The sequence below is a fragment of the Enterobacter sp. EGD-HP1 genome (assembly GCF_000733275.2).
Taxonomy (GTDB): domain Bacteria; phylum Pseudomonadota; class Gammaproteobacteria; order Enterobacterales; family Enterobacteriaceae; genus Enterobacter.
Map to the genome: position 1 here is coordinate 723,745 of NZ_AVOP01000001.1, position 17,689 is coordinate 741,433.

17 protein-coding genes are annotated in these 17,689 nt (G+C 55.6%); 2 read left to right on the top strand and 15 right to left on the bottom strand.

Annotation, left to right across the window (positions count from 1 at the left end; genetic code table 11):
• Positions 1-119 precede the first annotated feature (119 nt).
• The 14 genes from iagB to gspC all read right to left on the bottom strand — a co-directional run bounded on the left by iagB (position 120) and on the right by gspC (position 14,415).
• Positions 120-566, bottom strand: a complete 447-nt coding sequence (iagB, locus tag N037_RS03595; protein ID WP_032639012.1) for a type III secretion system invasion protein IagB — start codon at positions 564-566, stop codon at positions 120-122.
• Positions 567-704: 138 nt separating this feature from the next.
• Complete coding sequence (locus N037_RS03600; RefSeq protein WP_032639014.1) at positions 705-3,413, bottom strand: glycosyl hydrolase family 18 protein; 2,709 nt, start codon at positions 3,411-3,413, stop codon at positions 705-707.
• Positions 3,414-3,667: 254 nt separating this feature from the next.
• Positions 3,668-4,465 carry a prepilin peptidase gene (locus N037_RS03605; RefSeq protein ID WP_032639016.1) on the bottom strand — a complete coding sequence of 266 codons (798 nt, stop codon included), beginning with the start codon at positions 4,463-4,465 and terminating at the stop codon, positions 3,668-3,670.
• Positions 4,462-4,947 (bottom strand): type II secretion system protein GspM, encoded by a 486-nt coding sequence (gene gspM, locus N037_RS03610; RefSeq protein ID WP_032639018.1) that lies wholly within the window; start codon positions 4,945-4,947, stop codon positions 4,462-4,464. Before gspM ends, N037_RS03605 begins: the two co-directional genes overlap by 4 nt.
• Positions 4,944-6,077: a type II secretion system protein GspL gene (gene gspL / locus N037_RS03615; RefSeq protein WP_032639019.1), complete on the bottom strand. Its 1,134-nt coding sequence runs from the start codon at positions 6,075-6,077 to the stop codon at positions 4,944-4,946. Before gspL ends, gspM begins: the two co-directional genes overlap by 4 nt.
• Positions 6,078-6,092: 15 nt before the next feature.
• A complete protein-coding gene (gene gspK, locus N037_RS03620) occupies positions 6,093-7,103 on the bottom strand; it encodes a type II secretion system minor pseudopilin GspK (RefSeq protein ID WP_032639020.1) in 1,011 nt (336 codons plus the stop codon).
• Positions 7,100-7,735, bottom strand: a complete 636-nt coding sequence (gspJ, locus tag N037_RS03625) for a type II secretion system minor pseudopilin GspJ (RefSeq protein ID WP_023335088.1) — start codon at positions 7,733-7,735, stop codon at positions 7,100-7,102. The genes gspK and gspJ overlap by 4 nt, the downstream gene beginning before the upstream one ends.
• Positions 7,732-8,112, bottom strand: coding sequence for a type II secretion system minor pseudopilin GspI (gene gspI, locus N037_RS03630; protein ID WP_032639022.1), 381 nt, complete (start codon positions 8,110-8,112; stop codon positions 7,732-7,734). The genes gspJ and gspI overlap by 4 nt, the downstream gene beginning before the upstream one ends.
• Positions 8,105-8,590, bottom strand: coding sequence for a type II secretion system minor pseudopilin GspH (gspH, locus tag N037_RS03635; protein ID WP_032639024.1), 486 nt, complete (start codon positions 8,588-8,590; stop codon positions 8,105-8,107). The genes gspI and gspH overlap by 8 nt, the downstream gene beginning before the upstream one ends.
• Entirely contained in the window at positions 8,590-9,039 is a 450-nt protein-coding gene (gene gspG, locus N037_RS03640; RefSeq protein WP_014169334.1) for a type II secretion system major pseudopilin GspG, read from the bottom strand. The genes gspH and gspG overlap by 1 nt, the downstream gene beginning before the upstream one ends.
• 3 nt (positions 9,040-9,042) lie before the next feature.
• Complete coding sequence (gene gspF / locus N037_RS03645) at positions 9,043-10,251, bottom strand: type II secretion system inner membrane protein GspF (RefSeq protein ID WP_032639026.1); 1,209 nt, start codon at positions 10,249-10,251, stop codon at positions 9,043-9,045.
• Positions 10,251-11,729, bottom strand: a complete 1,479-nt coding sequence (gspE, locus tag N037_RS03650; protein WP_032639030.1) for a type II secretion system ATPase GspE — start codon at positions 11,727-11,729, stop codon at positions 10,251-10,253. Before gspE ends, gspF begins: the two co-directional genes overlap by 1 nt.
• A gap of 15 nt (positions 11,730-11,744) precedes the next feature.
• The gene (gene gspD / locus N037_RS03655) at positions 11,745-13,670 is read right to left on the bottom strand and encodes a type II secretion system secretin GspD (RefSeq protein WP_032639032.1); all 1,926 of its coding nucleotides are present in this window, start codon (positions 13,668-13,670) and stop codon (positions 11,745-11,747) included.
• 13 nt (positions 13,671-13,683) lie between these two features.
• Complete coding sequence (gspC, locus tag N037_RS03660) at positions 13,684-14,415, bottom strand: type II secretion system protein GspC (RefSeq protein WP_032639034.1); 732 nt, start codon at positions 14,413-14,415, stop codon at positions 13,684-13,686.
• A gap of 300 nt (positions 14,416-14,715) precedes the next feature.
• Here gspC and N037_RS03665 point away from each other — a divergent pair, with 300 nt between their 5' ends.
• Both N037_RS03665 and N037_RS03670 read left to right on the top strand, forming a co-directional pair.
• Positions 14,716-16,281 (top strand): ExeA family protein, encoded by a 1,566-nt coding sequence (locus N037_RS03665; protein ID WP_032639036.1) that lies wholly within the window; start codon positions 14,716-14,718, stop codon positions 16,279-16,281.
• The gene (locus N037_RS03670; protein WP_032639037.1) at positions 16,281-16,910 is read left to right on the top strand and encodes a hypothetical protein; all 630 of its coding nucleotides are present in this window, start codon (positions 16,281-16,283) and stop codon (positions 16,908-16,910) included. The genes N037_RS03665 and N037_RS03670 overlap by 1 nt, the downstream gene beginning before the upstream one ends.
• Here the strand turns inward: N037_RS03670 and N037_RS03675 are convergent, their stop codons facing one another.
• Positions 16,911-17,534: a helix-turn-helix domain-containing protein gene (locus N037_RS03675; protein ID WP_032639039.1), complete on the bottom strand. Its 624-nt coding sequence runs from the start codon at positions 17,532-17,534 to the stop codon at positions 16,911-16,913. It abuts the gene before it with no gap.
• Positions 17,535-17,689 lie beyond the last annotated feature (155 nt).

The window sequence follows — 17,689 nt, forward strand, 5'->3', positions numbered from 1 at the left end:
AGCAATGATGGTTTATGCAATCCCGGCTTATGTATTATTCCCTTAATAAATAAACCTGAGAGTGCGGTTCTTTACACTTTTTGAAGAACACCACCCGGTACTCTTCAAAAAATAAAAGTTCAATACCCGTTCGCTTTTTCAATTTTGATTTGCTGATATTTACTCCAGACTTTGTGGGCATATATCATTCGCTGCGGATAATTCTCTTTTTTCAACCCTGCGTTATATGCACCCACTGCTTCCCAGTTATAACCATATACTTTTATCATGCTGGATAAGATAGATGCCCCCACCATAATCGACGTACAGGGTTCGGAAATAAGTCGAGATTCATCAATCCCCTGGCGCTGTAACTCACGAAAGTGCGCACTATTAATTTGCATTAATCCCACATCTCTTGAACCATCGCGATTCCAACCCACGGCATACGGGTTCATGCCTGATTCCACTTTTGCAATTGCGTATAATAAATACGGATCGACATGATAATAATGCGCCGCGCGATCCCAGCAATTTGCAAAAACGCTTTGACTAACGATGAGTAATAACAATATAAAACGTTTCATTTCTTTACCCGCTTATTGAATTACATCCCTCTCTTTGCGCGCGAATTATTATTGTTTATGATATTGACCACACCCGAAGTGGGGTGTGGTCAACGTATTGCAAGATGATATCAATCCCGCAATTTCAGGCTACGAAGATTATTTGCAGTCAGTTGATACGCCTTCTTTCACCCATACATCGCTTTTTGCCGGGTTATCACCACGGGTCCACCACTTCGCACGGTATACAGAACCGTTATACGTGGTGGTTTCACCGCCGTTATAAACCACATCTGAACGCCAGTTCATTTTCACCTGGCTTACCAGTTCCCATGCATCGGCATCGAAGCCTGGCTTATTGCCTTGAGTCCAGTACTTCGCTTTCCATACCAGGTTTCCGCTGCTGACGGTATCGCCAGTGTTGTAAACCTTGCTGGAAGACCATGCTGCATATTTGCTGGCATTCGCATCAACGGGGGCGTCACAGCTGCCGGTCGTCGCATCACCCGACGGCGGGGTCACTTCGTCAGCAGGCGGCGTTACCTCGTCAGCAGGTGGTGTAACGTCGTCAGCCGGAGGCGTCACGTCTGCTGGCTTAGGTGTTACCACGACCTGGACGTTGGACTGAACGCTGGTTTTGCCATCGCTGACCACGACGCTCAGCGTGTAGGAGGTCTCAGCGCTCACCTCTGGCGCGGTGATGTTCGCGTTCGCCGTGTCAGTACCGGTCGCGTGCATATCCGCTGGAATGCTCCAGGCATAGGTCAGCGCATCGCCGTCTGGATCCGCAGCCTGCGCATGCAGGGCGTAAGTTTCACCCGCCTGCAGCGTGACCGCTTCCATTGGGTTCACAACCGGCGCCTGGTTGGCTTTCGGTGCTTTGTTCACAACCTGCACATCAATCGCGTTGCTCAGGCCTTTAGCGTCAGTCACCGTCAGGCGGAACACCAGAGTCTGGTCGGAAGTCGCAGCGGCAATGTTAAAGGTCGCTTTCGCTTTGGTGCTGTTGGCGATAGTGACCGATGGGCCAGAAACCTGAGTCCATTTATAGGTAATCGCATCACCATCTGGATCGCTGGAAGCAGAACCATCGAGCGTAACGGCTGCCGGGCCAGAGATGTTCTGGTCGGCAGATGACGCGATTGGCGCGTGGTTGGTTACAACCGGGTCGACCGGAGCAGAACCGCCCAGCAGGCTCTCGTTCATCGCGTTCAGGATATCGCCGGTATCAGAATCGATAGACCATGCGAAGAGGCCGCCCAGGTTATTCGCCAGAACGTACTTACCTTTTGCCGTTGTTGAACGCGCGTCCTCATAAGAGATCAGATCGCCCGTAGATTTGTTGAACACATAAGGTGCTTCGGCAGTTGCGTCGTAACCGGATTCCCAGCCTGGCTTGCCTTTGTATTCGTTAACAATCTGACGGTAGTCAACCACGCCCGGTTCCCAGGTACCTTTCACCATACCGGTTGCGGTACCGGTGAATGGATTATCGCCTGTGTAGCCATGCACACCTGTCCAGCCGCGGCCATACATGCCCGCACCCACCACGATCTTGCCGGGCTGTACGCCCTGCTCAAGCAGCGCGTTAACGCCGTTTTCTGTGGTGTAGCTGGTGTCTGGTCTCCAGGACGGCGCACGCAGCGCAGCCTGATGGCCCAGCTCGGTGTTGCTCCAGCCGCCGAAGAAGTCGTAGCTCATCAGGAAGATGTGGTCGAGATCTTTCTGCGCCGTGGTGTAATCCACGTCTTCAATCTTATCTTTACCGGCCCCGATGGCGCTGGTCAGTTCATAGGTACGGCCAGTCTGCGCAGACAGTTCGTTCAGCATGGTGCGCAGATCGTGAATCAGCGCGGTATAGGTGGCTTTATCCTGCTGCGGGTTGCCCAGGGTTTCCGTCACGCCGCCGCCGCCCGGGAATTCCCAGTCAATATCTACGCCGTCGAAGAATTTCCAGGTTTGCAGGAATTCTTTAACAGAAGAGACGAAGCGCGCGCGAATAGCAGGGTCGCCCATGTGGTAGAACGGATCGGACAAGGTCCAGCCACCGATGGAAGGCAGCACTTTCAGGTCTGGATGCGCTTTTTTCAGCGCCATCAGCTGGCCAAAGTTACCTTTGTACGGGTCGTCCCAGTTAGAAACGCCAGACTGCGGTTTTTGCAGCGCAGCCCACGGATCGTGGATCGCCACGGTAAAGTCCGGGCGGCCCTGGCAGTCACGCTGAAGCACTTCGAAGCTGTTACCGCCCTCAACGGTTTTCAGACCGTCGTTGATGCCGTCACCGCCACAGATTGGAATGAAGCCGTACAGGATATGGTTCAGGTTAGCTGCGGGGATTTTATCAACCGGGAAGTTACGACCGTACACGCCCCATTCAGGGAAATAGGCCGCAACCACTTTGTCGGTGTGCTTAGCGAAGGTTTTGTTGTTCTCCTGCATCGGCGCATTTAGCGGCAGCAGGTGGCTACCGTCGGTATCTGCAACGATGATCAGCTTGCTGGCGCTCTTCGTGCAGCCGCTGGTATTACAGAGTTCAACCTGCTCCTGATAACGTCCGCCCTTTTTCACCTTGAAGATCGCAGAGCCGTTCGCGCTGCCCGCCCCTGTCCAGACGGTTTTACCATCCAGCAGCACTTTTGCCGAGGTTGGTGCATCACCGCTCCAGACGTTCCACTCGACTTTCACATCCACACCATCGTTGTGTACTTTAACGAGGTTGTTGTAATCCTGTGCCGCCGGGTCGACTTCAACAAGCGCAAACTTGTCATTGCCATAGCCGATAGTCGGCGTACCTGGTGCCGCTGCAAATACAGAGCTTGTTGCGGCTGCAACAAAAAGCGCCAGATATTTAGGCTTCATAAATTTCATTTATATTTCCTGATAAATTTATTCGTAACGTTAATAACCCATGTCTTCCATGAGAACATGGCGTGTTTTCGCGTAATGCGTATTTAACCAACCTGAAAACCGTGACAAAAAAGCGTTGCTGCGTTGTATTCCTCCATAAAAAGATACAAGCCCAAATCCCGTGTAGCTTATATCCCTTACGATACACTGAGCGCAAAGAGACGTCCTTCTCTTACACAATCGAAAAAATTTATAAAACAACTTGACCTGAATATTTAAAATATGAAAGCAAACTGCTGTGCACTAAACACCACTATTCCAGCAAATGAGAGATAAGGTCCGAAAGAAATAGTGAGGTTATTTTTATTTAAATGCGTTAAAGCGAAATAACCGACAATACCGCTCAACGCAGCGATTAATTCCAGCGAGGGCAATGCCTGCCAGCCACACCAGGCCCCCAGGGCCGCCAGCAGCTTAAAATCACCATATCCCAGCCCTTCCCGCCCGGTGGTCAGGCGGAACGCCCAGTACAGCAGCCAGAGAGACAGATAGCCCGCCACGGCGCCGAACAGCCCATCGCACAGCGGCAGCGTAGGGTCAAACGCATGGAGTAATAATCCCGCCCACAGCAGGGGTTGGGTCAGGCAGTCTGGCAGCAGCTGGTGCCGCCAGTCGATCACGGCAAGGGGCAATAAAAACGCCGCCAGCAGCCACAGGGAGAACAAGGCCTGGACGTTCGGCATACACCAGGCAGTGATGCCAAAAAACAGCGCGGAAAAAAGTTCGATTAAAAATATCCGCAACGGAATCGCGGTACCGCATCGGCTACAGCGTCCGCGTAAAATAAGCCAGCTGACCAGCGGAATATTCTCCCAGGCGGCCAGCGCGTGCTGACACGCCGGGCAGTGCGAGGCCGGGAACAGCAAATTGCCTCCGCCCTCGTCGTCCATCACCATGCCCGGTACGCGCTCGGCGACGACGCCCAGAAAGCTCCCCACAATACCGCCCAGGATAGCGCTCATCACCGGGAACCCCACCGGGTAAACGTCCCGCATCAGCGCGAAGGTGTTCATACGGTTTTGCTCCAGGTGAGCTGCACTTCGGCTTTTACGTCACTGAGATGATCGACCGGGGTGAAGCTCATTTTCTGCAGCCTGACGCCTGCGGTCTGGTTAATTTCCCGCAGCCAGCTTTTTAATTCGTAAACGTTAACGCGATTGACCACAAAGGATAAAGTTTGCCCATCCTGACGCACATCCGTCAGTGACAAATTAATCTCATGCGCGCTATTCTCCACCACCGTGCGTGGATTATCCGTTTTGATAATCTGTACCTGCAGATGATTTTTATCTATTTCACTGCGCATCCAGTTCAGCGTCTCTTTTTGTCTGCTTAGCGTGGCTTTACTGTTTTGAATCATATTATCCAGCGGGATCACACCTGCGTAATAAACGGCCGCCCCTGCAAGGGCAACGGCAAACATTTTTATAAGAACTTTTTCCCTGACGCTGTAATTCTGGTAACGAGACTTAAGCTGCGCGATTCGCTCTTTCATTTATATTTCCCTGCGATCATGGCGGTATAAGGCGCAGCGGTGGAGACAGGCTGCAGGGTGAAATCAAAGTTTTCACCGGCCTGCTTCACAAACGTCTGCAACGCGGTTTGGGTTTGCGCACTGACGCTCAGCGTCAGCGTATTCTGTTGAGCATCGTATTCCAGCAGCTCGATCTCCATCGCCGGTACGGCCTGCCTGGCTTTCTCCAGTGCTTCAAGCTGCAAAAATACCCCTTTGGTCTGTTTCTTCATGTTTTGACCAAAGTGGTATTTGATGTTGGTCTGCTGGCGCATGGTGGGAAAATGGTGCTGGTAAACCTGAACAATCTCCTGCTGAATGGCATTCTCCTGCTGAACGAGCATCCAGGCCATGGCGACGCGCGGGCCCAGCAGCAGGCCGAGAAAGAGCAGGCCCGCCGCGACCATTGCCGCTTTGATGCCTTTCCGGGCTTTATCCGTGCCCGCCTTTGCACTGAATTCACCGTGCATAATATTCACGCGGCAGGTTTGCCACTGCGGCTGAATCAGGACCAGCGGGTGCTGCCAGGGCTGCAGAAGGTCCACGTCAACCCCCTCAGGCTGCGCGCCGTAGCAGCACACCTCGCCCTCGCCCGCTTTTTGCATCAGCAGCGGCAGCAGGCTGGCCTCCATCTCCCCGGCGGTGTGAGGGGATAAACGCAGCCAATAGCTTTCATCCTGTTGGACAAGCGTGCTTCCCCCTTCAGCCACCGGCAGTAGCCAGGCATCCGGCAACGCCTGAATCACCTTCATTCCAGCGGCCTGAAAACGGGTTAACCATGCGCGCAGCAGATCGGCATCAATCGCCACAGCATCGACCTCGGCGCCCTTTTTGTTGAGCACCGTCCAGTGAAGGTTATCCACGTCACCAATCAGCGTCTCTTCCGCCATCCACGAGAATGCCGTCGCCTGCGAGGCCACTTTCTTCGGCAGCGTAAAGTGGCGGAAGATCATGTTGCAGGCGGGCAGCAGCAAACAAACGCGGGCGGCCAGAGGATGGTCCACCAGCGTGTCCAGGCTCTCCAGCACCTCAACCTGCTCGCTGCCGGAGACACACCACATTATTTTCCCGCCCTCGCGGCTGTCGGGACGAACAAAAAGGACCTGTTTCATAGCGTTCTACTTTTCTTATTCACTCATTCGGTAACGACGTTGCCACGTCACGATCTCACCGGCTTCGTTATTCACCTGAAGCTGGCTCACCACGCGAAGCGTTAATTCATCGGTATTGCCGGTATAGTTCACGCGGAAATACCGGCTATTAATGGAGAGATAGTCGGCCACCTGCGGGAGGTCGTCCTTTAACTGCGGGAAGGTCTGCTCCAGCGCTTTGCTGAAGGTTTCCCTGTTTTCCCAGCCGGTTTCAGGACGCGATTCAATCAGGCGAACGGCATCATCTTCAGTAAGTTTTCCGGGGAACAGGGCGGCCAGTAAGGCGGCCTGCTCCGGTTTAAGGGTATTCACATCCACCTTACTGGCGGAGTCCGGCAGTGCGCACAGCAGCTTGCTCACCTTCGGGTAAGCGGCAGCCGGGAAGGCAGGCAGCAGCTTGATCTCGGCAATCGTGCGCATCATCTGGTTCGCCGGCTGGCGAGCGGGGACCACGCCTGCCCAGGCATCGGTCTCCGCGCCTTCTCTGGCCGTCGTCGTGTCGCCATCGAGATAGTCCACCAGCTGCAGATACACCTCTTCGGCGTTGGTCTGGCTCAGGCCGCTCTCCGTCAGAAGCTGTTCAACAATCTGCTCTCTGCGCGGCTTTTCCGCCGCCGCCGGGGCGTTTTGCCCCTGGGCAATTTTTTCGACCGCCAGCAGGTTATTGACGTTAAAGCAGTCCTGCGCGTCCTCCACCTGGCTGACCACCGTGTAGTCTTCACCCCGGGTTTCCAGCGGCTGATGCCAGTCGCCGTCGAGGGAGAGCGGTTTGCTTTCCCCGCTGGCGTCGGTCTGCAGCCGGTCTTTCACCACCTTTTCCTGTTCCTGCATCGCCCAGCGCAGCTGCTGCTGGCTGACCTGGTAATGCGTTTTTTGCAGGTTGCGGCAGAACTGCTGGCTGATTTTGGCGGCCAGCGCCGACATCATCACCAGCAGGATCAGCACCACCAGCAGGGCAACACCTTTCTGTTTCTGTAATCGGCTCATGGCTTCACTTCCGGTGCAGGCTGCGGGACAGGCGCGGCCTCTGGCGCTGCGGCCGGCGCGGGTGTGGCCGCTTCAGGCAGATCGCCCGGGGTCGTGAACACCCAGCGCCAGGTATCGCCGTTTTCCATGGTCAGCGTCAGCTCCACGCCGTCCGGCAGATGCGCCGGGTCGTTCCAGCTTTTCTGCCAGCCCTGACGGTAAAAACGCCACTGGAGGGATTTCACCTCGCTGACAATCGGCACCTCGTCCGGTTTGGCGTCCGCCGGGCCGTCAATCACCGGCCAGACGTCGCGATACAACCGCCCCGCTTCCAGCCGCCAGCGCACGCGCTCCAGCTGGACCGTTCCGCTTACGCCGTTCAGCGTGGTCAGCTCAAGCGCGTCGTCCACCTGACGAAACAGTTCCGGCTCGTTGCGCGGCGCGCGCGCCTGCAGCTGGTAGAAATCGCGCTCCATCAGGTTCCAGGCCCGCTGGAGCTGATTGAGCTTCGCCGCGCTGGCATCGGTGGCCGAACTGGTGCGCATCGCGCCATCCAGAATTTGCCAGGCCAGGGTGCTGATCACCGCAAAGATGGTCAGCGCAATCATGATCTCCAGCAGGGTAAAACCGCGCTGGCGTCGGGTTCTCTTCACTGGCTCTCTCCCGGCCCAACGATCTGTAACGTAATGACCGGCTGGCTGTCGTCGCCCTCCGCATACACGCGGATGGCGTTAGCCCAGCCGCTGTCGGCGGTTTTGACCCGCTGCTTGCGCCAGTTCCAGCTGCGTCCGCCCATGATCTCCGTTCCCTGCTGCTCAGCATCCGGGAAGTCGGTTTTCGCGAGCTGCGCTTCTGCCAGCTGATTCTCAGCCACCCAGCTCGCCTGCAGCGTGTCGGCCAGCCCGTGGGTAAAACGCACGTTCAGGGAGACCGAGTTCATCAGCGCCAGCGCGGCGGTGGAGAAGATCACCAGCGCGACCATGACCTCCAGCAGCGTCATTCCCGTTTGCTTTTTCTTTCCGTTAGCCATCGTTTTCTACCGATACCGGAGCCGCACCTTGCGACACCACGCGGAAATGGTGCTGTTTGTCGTAGCTTTGCAGCGTCAGCGTAAAGCGGCTGATTTCGCCGTCCGGCAAAAAGAGCACCTGCGGCTCGGAGGCGACCGTGGCGGCCAGACGCTGCGGCGAGAGCGAAACGTGCATCTCCTCAGGGAAATCGCCTTTGGTGGTAATACGGCCCTCGGTTAACGGCACCCAGCGGCGCTCGCCGTTTTTATCGTCGAGCGTCACCAGCTGATAGTTATCCGTGGTCATTACCAGCCCGACAATATTTCCGTCCATCACCGCACGGTCTGAACCATAATCAACGAGCGCTTTTAATTGCTGGCCAAATATATCCGCACCGCTGCGCGAGGGTATTGTTGACACCACCATCATGGCGCAGCTGGCAAATATCACCAGCGCCAGAATAATTTCCAGCAACGTAAAGCCGCGTTGATGTTTCATTATTTCTCTTTCTTATCCAGAGACCAGTTCGTAATATCATCGGCGGTATTGGCTTCACCGTCCGGACCGGCAGAGAAGACGTCAACCGCACCGTGTTCGCCCGGGCTCACCAGGATATAATCCCCGCCCCACGGATCCTGCGGCAGGCGGCGAATATAGCCATCGGCGCGGTAGCCGTTAGGGATAGGCGCGATTTCAGGTTTGGTCACCAGCGCCTGCAATCCCTGTTCGGTGGTCGGATAGCGGTGGTTATCCAGCTTGTACATATCCAGCGAACCTTCGAGCGCGACAATATCGCTGGTCGCCTTTTGCGTATCCGCTTTTTCCTTATTACCCATTAAGTTTGGCACCACCATACTCGCTAAAACGCCGAGAATAACGATCACCACCATTAATTCGAGCAACGTGAAGCCCGCCTGGCGAGCCAGGTGTTTTCTTTTTATAGCCATGATTTAACCTACCATATTATTAAGTTGCAGAAGCGGCTGTAATATTGACAGCACGATGAATAAAACAATCGTCGCCATGGAGACCACCAGCGCCGGCTCAAATACCGACAGCGTTAACGTAATGCGATGCTGTAATGCCGATTCCTGGTTTTCCGCCGCGCGGTCCATTAAATTGCCCAATTCCCCGCTCTCTTCGCCGGAGGCAATCATGTACAGCATGGTCGGCGGGAATAGCTTCGCCTGCTCGAGCGCCGCGTAAAGCGATGCCCCCTGGCGCACGGTATCCGCCGCCTGCTCCAGCACCTGCCGGGCGTAGAGGTTTTCGATACCGTCCATCGCGATATACATTCCCTCCAGCAGCGGCACGCTGCTGGCCTGCAGAATGCTCAGGGTGCGGATATAGCGGGCGCTGTTGACGGCGCACACCAGCTTTTTAATCGGCGCGCCGTTCACCAGCCAGCGGTTCCAGCGAAAACGGTTTTTGGCATTCCTGAGCCAGGTTTTGAAGCCGACAAACCCACCGCCCAGGAGCCCGACAATATAGATGCCGTAGGCCTGCAGGAAATCGCTCACCGCAATCAGCGTGCGGGTGGTGATCGGCAGCTGCTGCTTCATGTGGGTGAACTGCTCGATCACCTGCGGCACCACCGCCACCAGCAGAATGCTGATGACAGCGATGGCCACCACCGTCAGGGTAATCGGGTAGACCATCGCCTGCGTCAGCTTGCTTTTCATCTTCTGGCGCTGCTCGTTGTACTCCGCCAGCTTCTCCAGCACGTCGCCCAGGTGGCCGGTCTTTTCACCGGCCATCACCAGCGTGCAGTAGAGCTTGTCGAAGGTGCGCGGGAACTGGCTAAAGGCGTCGAAGAGCGTGTGCCCTTCCACCACCTTCTCGCGGATCTCCACCACCATCGTCGCCAGCTTTTTGTCTTCCGTCTGCTTCGAGATCGCCTTCAGCGCGCTCTCCAGCGGCAGCGCGGCGTTGACCAGCGTGGAGAGCTGACGGGTAAACATCGACAGCACCGGCGTAGAGAGCTTTGCCCCGGTTTTTGCTTTACCGGACGCCGCCGCCTCGCGGGTTTCGGTGATGCTGACGGGCATTAGCTTTTGCTCGCGCAACATCTGGCGAACCTGCTTTTGCCCCTCGGCCTGCAGGGTGCCGCGCTGGGTTTTACCCGCCGCGTCCGTTGCCGTCCAGGCGTAGAAGGCCATTACTCATCTCCCCCACGTTCGGCGGTGACGCGCATCACCTCTTCCAGCGAGGTCACGCCGCTAATCACCTTCAGCAGCCCGTTTTCGCGCAGGCTGTAGGCCTGCTTAAAGAGCTGCGTTTCGATGGACATCTCGTCCTTATCTTCATGAATGGCCCGACGCATGGTGCTGTCCACGACGAGGAACTCATGAATGCCGGCACGCCCCTGGTAACCGCTCTGGCGGCAGTGCTCGCAGCCGACCGCGCGGTAAATCGCTTTGGGGGGCGCGTCCATAAAGCTGAACAGCGCTTTCTCATTGGCGTCCAGCGGACTGGTGGTTCGGCAGTGGGTACACAGCCGACGCACCAGACGCTGGGCAATGACACCGAGCAACGATGAACCGATTAAAAAGGACTCCAGCCCCATATCGCGCAGACGGGTAATCGCCCCTGCGGCGCTGTTGGTGTGCAGCGTAGACATGACCAGGTGACCGGTGAGCGACGCCTGCACCGCAATTTGCGCGGTTTCGCCGTCGCGAATTTCCCCGATCATCACCACGTCCGGATCCTGACGCAGAATAGCGCGCAGCCCGCGGGCAAAGGTCATGTCCACGCGCGGGTTAACCTGCGTCTGCCCCACCCCTTCCAGCTCGTATTCAATCGGGTCTTCCACGGTCAGGATGTTGCGTTCATGGCCGTTCAGCGCCGAGAGAATGGCGTACAGGGTGGTACTTTTACCGGAGCCCGTTGGCCCGGTGACCAAAATAATGCCGTGCGGGCGGTCAATCAGCCCTTTTAACTTCTCCAGCTCTTCGTCAATCAGGCCCAGCTTGTTGATATCGGGCTTCAGGTTGCTTTTATCGAGCAGACGCATGACCACGCGCTCGCCGTACTGGGACGGAATGGTCGAGACGCGCACGTCGATCGCCTTGCGGCCAATGCGCAGGGAGATACGGCCATCCTGCGGCAGGCGCTTCTCGGCGATGTCGAGTTTTGACATGACCTTGATGCGCGACACCAGCAGCGGTGCCAGCTTGCGCGCCGGCTGCAGCACCGGGCGCAGCACGCCGTCAACGCGAAAGCGAATGCTCAGCGTGCGCTCGAAGGTTTCGATATGAATATCCGACGCGCCGTCTTTGACCGCCTCGCCGAGAATGGCGTTGATCAGGCGGATCACCGGGGAGTTTTCGTCGTTATCGAGCAGATCCTCGTTATCCGGGATCTCCTCGGTTAACGCCATCAGATCGATATCCGCGTCCATGTCGTCCACCAGCTGCTGCGACACGCCGCTGCTCTGCTGCCAGATCCTGGCAAGCAGTTCGTCAAAGGCTTCCGGCGTCAGGGTCACCGGAACGAACGCGCGTCCCAGCACCCGGCGCACCTCCAGCAGTGCAAACGCCGGGGTGTCTTCACGGATATAGACGTCGCTGTTGTAAAACAAAACGCCGTTATCTTTTGCGTAGCTGCTGCTACACAGGGTTTTAGTCAGTTCGTCCACGGTGCCCTCTCCGTCTTAGTGTTTAAACGGATTGCGCGGTGCGCTGGCGCTGGTTTTTACCGGCGCAGCGCTGGCGTCAACGGGAAACGCGGGCAGGACCGCGTTATCCGTGGGTTCGATAATGCCGAGCTTTTTCTCTTCCACGCGCTGCTGCTGGCGGGCGCGGATCTGGTCATATTTCTCTTTCGACGCCGCGCTGTAGTTGTCGTCGTCGCGCAGAACGGTGGTATGGATAAACACCATCAGGTTGCGTTTAGACGTATCCTGCGAGGTATAGCGGAACAGCTGCCCCACCAGCGGAATATCGCCCAGCAGCGGCACTTTAGAGACCGACTGTTTGGTGACGTTTTCCATCAGGCCACCGAGCACCACCGTCTGCCCGCTGTGCACCATCACTTCGTTGTTGATGGTGCGGGTGTTAAAGGTTGGGCCGAGGCTGGCGTCTTCCGTCGCGCTGTTGTCAACGCTGGAGACTTCCTGCTCAATCTTCAGGTGGATCATGTCGCCGTCGTTGATTTGCGGCACAATTTTCAGCTTGGTACCGACCGTCTTACGCTCAACGGAGTTAAAGACGTTGTCGCCGCTGGTGGTCTGGGAGCCGGAGAGCACAGGCACGTCCTGACCGACGTTGAACGACGCCTCTTTGTTATCCAGCGTGACCACGCTTGGCGTGGAGAGAATGTCGTTTTTGCCGTCGGTAGAGAGCGCGGTCATCAGCGCCCCGAAATCACCGTTAAAGAAGCCGGTCGCCAGGCCGGTGAAGCTCGCCCCCTTCATGGTGCCGTTCTTGACCTGGCTGATTGGCAGGCCGGTGGAGCCGAACTGCACGCCGCCGTGCTTGCTGGTCCACTGCACGCCGAGATCCAGGCCATTACCGTCCTGCACTTCAGCAATGATCGCTTCCACCAGCACCTGCGGACGGCGGATGTCGAGCTTGTCGATCACCTTCTCCAGCGAGTTCATCACGTTAGGCTGGGCGGTGATCACCAGTGAGTTGGTTGACTCGTCGGCGCTGATGTTCAGCTCGCTGGACGCGGTGGCGGTTTTCGCCTTCGGCGTGCCGGCCTTGTCTTTCAGCTGTTCGCCAATCCCGGTGAGAACCGGCACCACCTTCGTGGCGCTGGCATATTTGAGGTAGAAGACGCGGGTATTCCCCTCGTTGTTCTGCTCGCGATCCAGCTGCTGGATCAGGGAGCGGGTACGCATGCGCGCATCTTCCGAGCCGCTGATCACCAGGCTGTTGGTTTCGTCATCCGCCACCACTTTGGTCGCCAGCTGCGGCGCGTTCTGCCCCTTCTGCTCTTCGTTGTTGAGGTTGTTCAACATGTCCGAGAGCTCTTTAGCAGAGGCAAAGCGCAGCGGCACAATTTCGCGGCGCTGAATGCCGTCTTTATCAACGCGCTGCACCAGATCCACCAGGCGGTTCACCACCGAGGCTTTACCGGTCAACAGCAGCACGTTGGACGGCTCGAAGTGAACCACGTTACCGATGCCGGTGGCATCGTTAAGCTGGCGCAGCAGCGGAGCGAGTTCACGTACCGGCACATTTTCCATGCGCACCACGCGGGTGATGATCTCATCGCCTTTGCCCGGGTTTTTGCTGTCCGCCAGCGGCGCGCCGGCGGTGCGGGCTACGCTTGAGCGCACCACTTTCACCATGCCGTTGTCCATCGGGATCACCGACAGGCCGTACAGGTCCAGCACGCTCAGGAAGAACTGGTAGTACTCATCTTCCGTCAGCACGTTGTAGGTTCGCACCGACACAGAGCCCTGAACGGACGGGTCGACGAGAATGGTTTTGTTCAGATTGCGGCCTACCGTATCGATAAACTCGCGGATATCGGTATTTTTAAAGCTCGCGCTAAAGTTGGCTGCAAGCAGCGAACTCGAATATAACGACAATGCGGTCAGCGCCACGCACGCCCATGGAAATTTCTTCATGTCTGTACACTTGTTAATTGTTTAGAACATTAACCCGAATATTTTCAAGGTGAGCGTGACGCCTGACGACGACCTCCGCTTCTTTCATTTTCGACCAGCTGGCAATAATACTTTTTGCCTTAGCTTCATCGGTCATATCGACAGAATTTACTTCTACGGCCACGTCCCCTTTTTTCAGACCCGAATGGCTGTAGAAGGAGGAGGCATTCCTTGGATTAATGTTGTAGCCTTCCAGCTGGCCCTTTTCGATTAACGGCTTTAACACCAGGTAATCATTCAGATGCACGCTTTCCGCACCTGCATCTTTCGTCGATTTGGTCACCGGGCCGCTGTCAACGCCGCCCTTAAAATAATCAGGTTTATTTAATGCCAGTACCTGCGTAGCACCTTCGTAATTAACCACCACATTGTCTTTGTTAATTTCCTGAATAAAAGCATCGTTAAACCCGATCAGCGGCTCGCCTTCACGGTAGCTCTTCTGGCCACCCGGCGTTTTGATAACGGCGAACGAAAGCCAGGCGTCATCGCTGCGAACAATGCCTTCTATCTCCGCTGCCAGCGGGGCGTTTACCGCCGTTGCCGTGTTGTCCTGACGTACCGCTGCCGTGAAAAGGGTGAATGGCTTTTCGTCATGACGTTTTTTCAGCGGCTGCGCATCAGCATTAGCCAACTTATTCGTAACTTTTTTATAATCTTTAAACGTCAGATACCCTTGCTGGCCGCAAAAAATTAACAGCGCAAACATAATGCAAGGCGTTACCCACCGTGACAGAAATGAGAACCTCATTTTTCATCTGGCCTTTAACAAAGCGAAAATAAGCAGCGTCGTGCTGCGCCAATATGTGAGCAAAGAGTAATTTCACGCTGTAAAAACGACCACTGACTTTGCCGCTAACTTTCATACCGAAAAATATTGACCGTATAAAATCCAGATGTTAGGCCTCACCGGCAGGATATTTTTACCCTGTGCGCAAATTGACCACCCTATAGCGTTGCTTTACTTTCTCGTCCTGTTGCTATTCCTAATCAGAGACGGTAAGTCGTTATGTATCAGAGCCACTTTAATTTTAAAAATCCGCCCTTTCGGAAAATAACCCGCTTATCCGGGGATTTTCTGGTGCCTTATCATCAGGACGTGTTCAACCTGCTGAAAGAGAAAACCCAACTGGCGGGAATTACCGGGCTCTTTTCCAGCGATGCCCCGCTGCTGGGCCAGTTCAGCAGTGCCCTGAAATCCGCTAATCCTGGCGTGCTTGCCATCAACGCGTTTCCAAAACTGAGTGCCAGTAGCCTGCTGTACAAACTCAATTCGGGAACGAAAGAGAGCAAGAACCGGCTTCAGGCGGTGGATGCCGTTCTGCGTCAGTGGCAGGAGGGGAAAGCGAAAGCCAAAGTGCTGGTCATCGCCCATACCGAAGCGATGAAAGACAACTGCCGGGAAGTCCTGGCGATGCTGCTCACCCGCGCTCAGGAGCTGGATTTCCGGTTGTCCGTGGTGTTGATGGGCGCGGCGGAGCAGGAAGCCGTTCTGAATCAGCAGCCTGAACTGCGTGAATACACGCACACACATCATACCTTGCGTCCCCTGACCTGCCGCGAATTCCTGAGCTATGTTCAGGCGCAGTGTGGGGAGCACGGGTGCGATACTTCGCCGTTAACGCCGGCGCGCGTGCGCAAGATGCATGTCCTGACCAAAGGGAGTATCAGCAAGCTGAACGAGCTGGCGCACCTCTCGCTGCTGGCCGCCTGGACCGAACGGGCAAGACAGGTCAGCCCGCGTCATTTACGCCTGGCGGCAGGTGAGATCCTGCCCGCGAAAAAACACGGTAAGCGCCTGGCAACCGTGGGATTATTCGCGTCCGTGCTGTTCGCCGCCTGCGGCTGGTATTTAACCTCCTCTATTAGTGCAAGACTGCCGGTTCAACTGCCCGTTCCCGTGAGCTGGCAACACCCGGCGCCAAAAGTACAGGCGCCCGTGGTGCCGGTTATCGACAACGAGGTGGTGAATCAGCCGGACGCCATGCATCAGCTTTATCAGATGTGGGGGTATGACGCCTCGGCGGACGATGCCCTGTGTCAAAACGCCGCGAAGGTGAACCTGATGTGTAAGCAGGGGAACGCCTCACCGGACGCGCTGGCGCAGGAAGGCTATCCGTGGGTAAGCGAACTGAAAACCGGCAATCACCTCAACTATGCTGTGGTCGCTCGCGTCGGGGATACCTCACTCGACCTGCTGATGAACAACCGCACCTGGCAGGTGAGCCGCAGCTGGTTTAACCAGCATGCCACCGGGAACTTTACCCAGCTGCACCGCCTGACGCCGGAAGGCAAAGACGCCATCAGCGCCGCCAGCGATGCAAAAGACATGGGTTGGCTCGATCGGCAGTTAAGCGTGGCCCTTAACCAGCCGCAAACCCATGCCCAGACCTGGACAACGGAGATGGTGAAACGCACCCGTGAGTTCCAGCAACAAATGCATCTGCATGTGGATGGTATTCCGGGGGAAGATACGCTGATGCAGTTAATGCGTGAAACGCATTCCACGCCGAGCGTATTAATTCAGGCCTCGCGTTCCACGCCGGACGCAAAAAAACAGGAGAAGCATTCCTGATGTCTACCATCTGTCTTGCTGCTCAGCGCAGCTACGTTTCCGGGGAAGCGGTCTGGTTTTCGTACCGCCTCCCCAGCCTGAGAAAAATCTTTGGCAACGCCTTTTTATGGACGTTGGGCCTGTGCGCCATGCTGATGGCGGGCCTGTACGCGCATACTTACTGGAGCCTGCGCCATCCTGCGCCGGAACCGGTAAAAAAAGCGAGCGTCGCGAAACCCGAAACGCAGCTTTCCGATATGCACTACGTGTATGTGAGCAAGCCGTTCCCGCATCCGCAGCCGAAACCGGCGCCGGTGCAGGCCGACGTACCTGCCATGCAGGATCTGCCGATTAACAGCGATGATGCCGACTGGCAGCAGGCGCCCGACGGCGCCGAACCGCACGATACGTCGCGAGATACATTACCGGGCACCGAAGCGCATGATGCCGCTCCCGCCAGCGCAGGCGGCGAGGATGCTTCTTTAACTGAGCTGTTTAAGCAGGCGTTAAAAGAACAGGAGCAGGATTATTCGCACGGCAAAATTCCCGCGCCGCCGGTGGACGAAACGCAGGATAATTTACAGTCGAGGGTGCGACATAAGGTGGATGACCGATCGCCTTTGAGTCAGAAAGGCGACCGGCTGGAGTAATTAATATTTTTCAGGCAACGTTGTCAGGTTAAGGAGTCGTCCTTTTTCCACAACAATATATTGACCCTTCTTCAGGTCGGAGAGGATTTTAATAATGGTACTACGCGCCAGGTTGGTGTATTCCTGAATATAATCGTAGATATTAATATCACGCTGATGGAGCACAATCAGTTCATTAATCTCGTACAAGAATTCACGCACCACTGAATAAGCGCTGCGGGCAACCAGCACATCGTCACGTTTGCTCAGCATGCAGATGTACCAGGCCAGCACTTTGGTCAGTTCAGGCCATAAATTGTTGTCCGTCATCAGCTGCGCGAAGACCTCTTTTTTGATCGAGCGCACCACGGTGTTAGCGCGAACGAGGCCGTACATATGGGTTGCGCTGTAGTACATAGATGAGAGACCAAAAATGCACTGGCCCGTCACCGTGAACATACACAGTTCGTCGGATTCGCGTCGGAATTCAACTTCACCGCTGACGATAATATGAATATATTGTGATTCAGACGTGGATATTTTCTGCCATTTCTTTAAGGTTTTTTCCTCAAAGCCTGACGTTGCAGAAATAATGGCGTCCATTTCCTGTTGCGGACGTAATTTTTTTGCATAGATGCTTAACATTGTTATACCCGATTTAAGATGTGAATTTTAAAAATGCAGGCGTAAGGCAAAAAAAGCCTTACAACTCGAATATTTTCCTGATGATGTTCTCAAGGAGAAAAATAAAGAATAAGTTCGATATGATTTTTTGCTGCATTACTTAGCAAGCTATGCAT